The organism is Aeromicrobium alkaliterrae (assembly GCF_039529015.1).
Lineage (GTDB): Bacteria > Actinomycetota > Actinomycetes > Propionibacteriales > Nocardioidaceae > Aeromicrobium > Aeromicrobium alkaliterrae.
In genome coordinates this window covers 346,597-353,755 of sequence record NZ_BAAAME010000005.1, presented here as the reverse complement: position 1 = coordinate 353,755, position 7,159 = coordinate 346,597, and the positions used below count along the sequence as shown (strand labels likewise).

6 protein-coding genes are annotated in these 7,159 nt (G+C 72.0%); 3 read left to right on the top strand and 3 right to left on the bottom strand.

What is annotated here, in order from left to right; genetic code table 11:
* Positions 1-31 precede the first annotated feature (31 nt).
* The 3 genes from ABD127_RS15785 to ABD127_RS15775 all read left to right on the top strand — a co-directional run bounded on the left by ABD127_RS15785 (position 32) and on the right by ABD127_RS15775 (position 3,119).
* Positions 32-889, top strand: a complete 858-nt coding sequence (locus tag ABD127_RS15785) for a hypothetical protein (RefSeq protein ID WP_344203228.1) — start codon at positions 32-34, stop codon at positions 887-889.
* A gap of 80 nt (positions 890-969) precedes the next feature.
* Positions 970-2,013: a hypothetical protein gene (locus tag ABD127_RS15780; RefSeq protein ID WP_344203226.1), complete on the top strand. Its 1,044-nt coding sequence runs from the start codon at positions 970-972 to the stop codon at positions 2,011-2,013.
* A gap of 68 nt (positions 2,014-2,081) precedes the next feature.
* Positions 2,082-3,119 (top strand): hypothetical protein, encoded by a 1,038-nt coding sequence (locus ABD127_RS15775; protein WP_344203224.1) that lies wholly within the window; start codon positions 2,082-2,084, stop codon positions 3,117-3,119.
* A gap of 304 nt (positions 3,120-3,423) precedes the next feature.
* Here ABD127_RS15775 and ABD127_RS15770 read toward each other — a convergent pair whose 3' ends face one another.
* From ABD127_RS15770 to ABD127_RS15760, 3 genes are all read right to left on the bottom strand, one after another.
* Positions 3,424-4,473: an aspartate-semialdehyde dehydrogenase gene (locus ABD127_RS15770; protein WP_344203222.1), complete on the bottom strand. Its 1,050-nt coding sequence runs from the start codon at positions 4,471-4,473 to the stop codon at positions 3,424-3,426.
* Positions 4,470-5,747, bottom strand: coding sequence for an aspartate kinase (locus ABD127_RS15765; RefSeq protein WP_344203220.1), 1,278 nt, complete (start codon positions 5,745-5,747; stop codon positions 4,470-4,472). The genes ABD127_RS15770 and ABD127_RS15765 overlap by 4 nt, the downstream gene beginning before the upstream one ends.
* Positions 5,748-5,863: 116 nt before the next feature.
* On the bottom strand, positions 5,864-6,700 hold the full coding sequence (locus tag ABD127_RS15760) for a hypothetical protein (RefSeq protein ID WP_344203218.1): 837 nt from the start codon (positions 6,698-6,700) through the stop codon (positions 5,864-5,866).
* Positions 6,701-7,159: the final 459 nt, after the last annotated feature.

Sequence of the window (7,159 nt, the reverse complement as noted above, 5' to 3'; positions counted from 1 at the left end):
CGTGCGCTGTGCCCTGTGACACACTGACGAGGTGAGCGAGGAGCAGCCGAAGAAGGTCGTGCGCCGCGTCGTCAAGAAGACGGTGGTGCGCCCGGTCAGCGACGTGGGTCGTGAGGAGCGCCCGCGCGTCGCGTCGCCGGGTCGATCCGGCACGCCGCGCACGCGGACGGTCACGAACCCGCACACCGGCCGCACGGTCACGCTCGGCGGCACGCCCGGGGCCTCCGCCGACGCCCCGGTCGTCGACCGCGAGCGCTCGACGTCCAAGCGGTCCACGAAGCGGGCCACCAAGCCCGTCGCCCCCGTCACACCGCGCCGCTCTCCCCGGGACGTGCTCGACGACTGGCGCCTGGCCACCTCCGAGCGCACCGTCGGCGCGGCCCGGTCCGTGCGATCCGGAGCCGGCGCCCTCGGCACGGGCGCTCGCTCGGGTGGTCGGCGCGTGCTCTCGGTCCGGCTCCCGCACTGGCCCGACGTCCGGGGCGTGCTGGTCACGGCCCTCGTCACGGGCCTGGTGGTCGTGGGCCTCGGTGCCGCGACCCTCGCCCTGTTCAAGCAGCTCTTCGGGGTCAAGTCCGGTGCGGCCTGGGGCGTGCTGGCGTTCGCGGTCATCGCGCTGGTGGCCTTCGCGGTCAGCCGCACGGTGCTGCGCTGGTTCGGCCACCCGTCGGCCACGGCGATCGCGGGACTCGCCCAGCTCATCGGCATCGTGCTGCTGCTGATCCTGCTCCCCACGAGCGCGCAGAGCCTCTGGTCGCTCCTGATCGTGCCGTCGGTGGCGATCGCGTCCCACCTCGCCGGCTACGGCGGCGTGCGCCTGGCCGAGGCCGAGGAGCGGGGGGCCGACGACGACGAACCGGCCCCGGCCGACACCGTCTCGGCCACCTGACCCCTCCCCGTACCCTTGTGCGGGAGACATTCCCGGAGCCCCGGCACCGCCTGGCACTCCGATCGAGGACGAGGACCCCTGTGCGACTGCCTGTGCGACGACTGCTCATCGTGACCGTGACGGCGACCCTCGCCCTGTCCGTGTCGGCCTGCCAGTCCGACCCCGACGTGCCGGAGCCGAAGCCCACGCCGACCGGCGTCGCGAGCGCCCTGGTGCCGGGCGCCTGCATCGCCGCGGCCGGTGAGCCGAACGTGCTGGGCGACACCCCGGTCACCGAGGACGCGATCGTCGACTGCGCGGAGCCGCACGTCTACGAGGTCCTCGCGGCCCAGGACATCCCCGGCCGCTACATCGCCTCGACCGAGGCGACCGAGGACGACCTCGCCCGCCTGCAGGCGGCCCTCGACGGCGCGCGCACCGAGCCGGTCCAGACGACCTTCGCCTCCTTCGCCCGCGCGTACTGCGACATCTCGCTCCAGCGCTCGCTCGGTCTGGACGGCGGCACCGAGCTGGCCGGCGCCGACATCGCCTCGCTGCAGGTCGTGCCGGTCACGCACACCTCGACGCCGTTCGCGGTGCTGCCGGCGGAGGGATGGACCGACCAGCCGTCGCTGCTGTGCGTCAACCGCTTCGTCGAGGACTCCTCGACGCCGTCGGAGGCGCCCGTCACCCCGGTGACCGGGTTCATGACGACCTCGCTGCTCTCGCCGGAGGTGCCGCTGACCCAGCGCCTCTGCTTCTCGTTCGACGCCGCCGGGCTCCCGGCCGACACCTCGTGCGACGCGGTGCACGACGCCGAGTACACGGTGACGTTCGACGCGACACAGCTGCTCGATCCCGACCAGCTCGCCGCGGCGTCGGCCGATCCCTCCGCCGCGTTCCCGGACGACGTGCAGGAGCTGCTCGACCAGGCCTGCAACGACGCGCTCGGCATCGTGATCGGCGACGGGTACGACGAGGCCGTCGTCGGACGCGCGCTGCGCGGCGACGAGGGCTGGGGCACGGGCGGGCTGAGCAATGCCGTCACGTGCTTCGCGACGCCGGAGGACCCGGCACAGGCCCTCGCGTCCGGCTCGGTGTTCGGTCTGGGCGACGCCCCGGTCGAGCTCGTCGCCCGCGGCTGACGCCGATGCGGGCACGACAAGTCTCCCGGCTCGCCGGACAGGAGACCCCGGCTGTCGGACAATGGGGCATGCGCACCTGGGGGATCGCTGTCCTGCTGACCGTCGTGGTCGTCGTCGCCGGTTGTGGTGGAGGGTCGTCGGACCCGTCACCGAGCACCAGCCCGACCCCGGACGAGGCCCCGTCGGTCGCGGTCGGCGACTGCCTCGACGCCGGAGCGGGCGAGAGCGGCCTGACGCCCGAGATGCTCGAGTCGTCGCTCGTGGTCGACTGCGCCGAGCCGCACGCGGTGGAGGTGCTGGCCGTCGAGCCGCTGCCCGAGGACCTGACCAGCAAGGGCGTCGCCACCCTGGAGTACCGCGACACGCTGCTGGACCTGGTGCAGGACCCCCGCTCGAACCGACAGCGCGAGCTGTCCGACTGGGTGTGGCAGACCTGCTCCGACGCCTACGCGACCGCGGCCGGGCTCGACGCGGTCCGCGTCGACCGGCAGAAGGCGGTGAAGGACTTCGTCATCACCGACGCCTCCCGCACGGCCAGCCTCGCCTTCGACTTCCCGGAGGAGAGCTGGGAGGACGAGCCGCGCCTGGTCTGCGTCAACCGCTACACCGAGCCGCGTGCCGTGCGTGACGACCCCGCCCGCGCCGACGCGCTCGACGTCGAGGGCACGCCGTTCGCCGACTACCTGAGCCCGGACTTCCCCGTCGACATGCGCCTGTGCCTCGAGCTCGACGACGGCGGCGTGCTGGTGACGGGCGACTGCACCCGCCAGCACTACGTCGAGCTGTTCTTCGCCTTCGACGCCGACACCGTGCTCGACGACGAGCTGCTCGAGACGATCGAGGCGACCACGACGAGCCTGTCGCTCGACACCTACCTCGCGCTGGACGAGCTGTGCACCTCGGCGCTCGGGGACGTCATCGGCCGCGGGTACGACGCCGACGCCGTGACGGGCTACGCGCAGCTCGCGACCGGCTGGGCCGACGGCGCCCACTACCGCACGATCCACTGCGGTGTCCGGCCCGTCGACTCCGGCACGTTCGACCTCGGCCCCGGCTCGATCGTCGGGATCAAGGACGGCGAGATCCCCCTCGTCCCGATCGCCTGAGCCACCCTTCGAGGCTCCTCGCAGAGCTCGTCGCACCTCAGGGGGCGGAAGCCTTCCGGGCCCTGAGGTCGGACGGGCGGCTGGTGGTGGCGGTGCCCCCTTCGAGGCTCCTTCGTCGCACCTCAGGGGGCGGAAAGCCCCGGGCCCTGAGGTGGGACGGGCGGCTGGTGGTGGCGGGTGCCCCCTTCGAGGCTCCTTCGTCGCACCTCAGGGGGCGGAAAGCCCCGGGCCCTGAGGTGCGAGCGAGGAACGAGCGAGCCTCGAAGGGTCGACCTCAGCCGAGCAGGAGCTCGGCGCTAGGCCTTCAGTCGCCGAGCAGGAGCTCGGCGATCTGCACCGTGTTGAGCGCCGCGCCCTTGCGCAGGTTGTCGCCGCTGACGAAGAGCACGAGGCCCTTGCCGTCGGCCACGCTCTGGTCCTGGCGGATGCGGCCCACGAGGCTCGGGTCGGAGCCGGCCGCCTGCAGCGGCGTGGGCACGTCGACGAGCTTCACGCCCGGGGCGCCGCCGAGGATCTCGGTCGCCTCCTCCGGCGTGATGGCGCGGTCGAACTCGGCGTGGATCGAGAGCGAGTGGCCCGTGAAGACCGGCACGCGCACGCAGGTGCCCGCGACCAGCAGGTCGGGCAGCCCCAGGATCTTGCGGCTCTCGTGGCGGAGCTTCTGCTCCTCGTCGGTCTCGAACGTGCCGTCGTCGACGACCGAGCCGGCCAGCGGCACCACGTTGAACGCGATCGGCGCGACGTACTTGACCGGCTCCGGGAACGTCAGCGCGCTGCCGTCGTAGGCGAGGGCATCGGCCTTCTCGACGACCGCGAGGGCCTGGCCGTGCAGCTCCTGCACGCCGGCGACGCCCGAGCCCGAGACCGCCTGGTACGTGCTCACGACGAGGCGCTTCAGGCCGGCGGCGTCGGCCAGCGGCTTGAGCACCGGCATCGCGGCCATCGTGGTGCAGTTCGGGTTGGCGATGATGCCGCGCCCGCCCGGACCGTCGCCCGCGGGGATGTCGTGCGGGTTGACCTCGCTGACGACGAGCGGGATCGCGGGGTCCTTGCGGAACGCCGAGGAGTTGTCGACCACGGTGACGCCCGCGTCGGCGAACTTCTGCGCCAGAGCGCGGCTGGTGGTGGCACCGGCCGAGAACAGCGCGATGTCGAGCCCCGCCGGGTCGGCCGTGGTGGCGTCCTCGACCGTGACCTCGCCACCGTTGAACGGCAGCACCGTGCCCGCCGAGCGGCTGGACGCGAAGAAGCGAACCTGCGAGGCCGGGAAGTTCCGCTCCTCGAGGATCTGGCGCATCGCGACGCCGACCTGACCGGTCGCGCCGACGATGCCGATGGCTGCAGTGCGGGTCATCGTCCGGTACCTCCGTAGACCACGGCCTCGACTTCACCGGAGCCGAGTCCGAAGGCGGCGTGCGCGGCGCGCACGGCCTCGTCGACCTGGCTCTCGGCCGTGATGACCGAGATGCGGATCTCCGAGGTCGAGATCATCTCGATGTTCACGCCGGCGTCCGCCAGCGCGGTGAAGAACGTGGCGCTGATGCCCGGGGCGTTGCGCATGCCGGCGCCGATGACCGAGACCTTGCCGACGCTGTCGTCGTACTGCAGGCGCTCGAAGCCGACGGCGTCCTTCGCGCGGGTCAGGGCCTCCATCGCCTTGGCTCCGTCGGATCGCGGCAGCGTGAAGGAGATGTCGGTCAGGCCCGTTGCGGCCGCCGAGATGTTCTGCACGATCATGTCGATGTTGATCGAGGCCTCGGCCAGCGTGCTGAAGACCGACGCGGCGTACCCGACCTTGTCGGCGACGCCGACGACGGTGATCTTGGCCTCGCTGCGATCGTGCGCGATGCCGGTGATGATGGCGGCTTCCATGGCGGCGTCCTTCTCGACGGATTCAGCGGGGACCACCCAAGTGCCCTCCTTCTGGGAGAAGGAGGAGCGCACGTGGATGGGCAGGTTGGTGCGGCGCGCGTACTCGACGCAGCGCAGGTGCAGGATCTTGGCGCCGTTGGCGGCCATCTCGAGGCAGTCCTCGTAGGAGATCTGCGGGATGCGGCGGGCCGTCGGCACGATGCGCGGGTCGGCGGTGAACACGCCGTCGACGTCGGAGTAGATCTCGCAGACGTCGGCGTGAAGGGCCGCCGCGAGGGCGACGGCGGTGGTGTCGGAACCGCCACGGCCCAGCGTCGTGATGTCCTTCGTGGTCTGCGAGACGCCCTGGAAGCCCGCGACGATCGCGATGGCTCCCTCGGCGATGGCCTGCTCGATGCGGCCGGGGGTGACGTCGATGATCTTGGCGCGCCCGTGGTCGGCGTCGGTGATGACGCCGGCCTGGGATCCGGTGAAGGAGCGGGCCTCCTGGCCGAGGTTGCCGATCGCCATGGCCAGGACGGCCATCGAGATGCGCTCGCCGGCGGTCAGGAGCATGTCGAGCTCGCGGGCCGGGGGCAGCGGCGAGACCTCGTTGGCCAGGTCGATCAGCTCGTCCGTCGTGTCGCCCATCGCGGAGACGACCACGACGACGTCGTGACCCGCCTTCTTGGTCGCGACGATGCGCTGTGCGACTCGCTTGACGCTGGCGGCGTCCGCCACCGACGAGCCGCCGTACTTCTGCACGACGATGCCCATGAACCCTTACCTGTCTGATCGGTCGCGTCGAGATCGACGCACCGATCATCCTACCGGCCCGGGAAGGGTGACCTTCGTGGGTGATCCGGCCATGAAACGTCGAGGTTCTGCCGACCTCAGGCGCGGGGCTCGAGCCGGTAGTGCAGCGTCACGGCGCGGGCGCCCCAGAGGCGCAGGTCGTGGTCGGTGCGCAGCACGCCCTCGGCGTCGAGGTGGACGTGGAAGACCTCGTGGATCGGCACCCGGGCTGCCCACGTGCGGCGCCCGAAGCGGACCACGACGTACGCGCCGTCGTCGCCGAAGCGGCCCGACGGCGAGCGCAGCACCAGGCCGCCCTCGGGCGTGACCTCGGGCCGGAGGAACACCTGCACGTTGCCGTGCTCGAGCGGGAACGCGACGTGAACGCCTGCGCGGTCGGCGCCGGGCCGCTGCCGGGTGCCGTAGAAGCCGCTGTAGACCACCTCTCCGGTCGCGCGGAGCGTGCGGTGCCAGCCCGCGCCCTGACGGACCCCGGCGGCGTCGGTCGCCACGGTGACCGCGCTGTCCATGCCGCGCGCGACGGCCAGCGGGTCGGTGGGGATCGCGAGCTGTCCGACCCGGCGGCCGAACCAGCGCTCGACCAGCCCGCCGGGGATGCGCGCCCACCACGACCAGCCGCTCCAGGCCTCGACGCGCCAGTCGCTGGTCCGCTCGTAGAACGACACGACCTCGGGTGCGAGGTCGGCGGTGCGGAGCCCAGGTCCGTCCAGGACACTCATGTCGCCGAGCAGGCCGGCGGCCTCCTGGAGCCCGCCTCCCAGCTCGGCGGCGTGGCCGCGGAGCCAGGTGTCGCCCACGAGCGGGCCGTCGCTCATCGGCGCGGCCAGCCAGGCGTGGTCACCCTCGAGGTCGATCTCGCGGCCCACGAGGCGCCACCACCAGCGGGTCCCGAGGTCGACGATGCGTCCGATCATGCTCACGATTCTCCCCTGACGAACGCCGACGGCCCCGGACCGCAGTGGGTGTCGGGAGGTGGTCGAGAGATCGCGCCGCCTCGCAGGCTCGTCAGGGACTCGTCACGAACTGCCAATTGCCGCTACTGGTCCTGTAGCAGTCGATGATGACTACCCCTCCGGGATTCTGAACCTGCCACGCGATCTGCGCAGCTAGGCAGGCGTACTGCGTAGGGCGAGGACTGTGCCAGGTCACCGCCTGAGCCGCAGTGGCCGAGCTCGCCACGGCGGCGCCGGTGAGCAGGAAAGCTGCAATGCCGCGTCTGAACATGATCGTTCCTCTCGGTGCTTGGGCCAAGCCTGGTCTGTCGAGTCAGGATAGGTATGGGTTGGCCAATACCTGAGGACGCCGACGGCCCCGGACCGCAGTGGGTGTCGGGAGGTGGTCGAGAGATCGCGCCGCCTCGCAGGCTCGTCAGG

Excerpts from the sequence above, each read along its gene's own strand:
- ABD127_RS15775 (WP_344203224.1), top strand. The coding sequence starts at position 2,082 with ATGCGCACCTGGGGGATCGCTGTCCTGCTGACCGTCGTGGTCGTCGTC.
- ABD127_RS15770 (WP_344203222.1), bottom strand. The coding sequence starts at position 4,473 with ATGACCCGCACTGCAGCCATCGGCATCGTCGGCGCGACCGGTCAGGTC.
- ABD127_RS15765 (WP_344203220.1), bottom strand. The coding sequence starts at position 5,747 with ATGGGCATCGTCGTGCAGAAGTACGGCGGCTCGTCGGTGGCGGACGCC.
- ABD127_RS15760 (WP_344203218.1), bottom strand. The coding sequence starts at position 6,700 with ATGATCGGACGCATCGTCGACCTCGGGACCCGCTGGTGGTGGCGCCTC.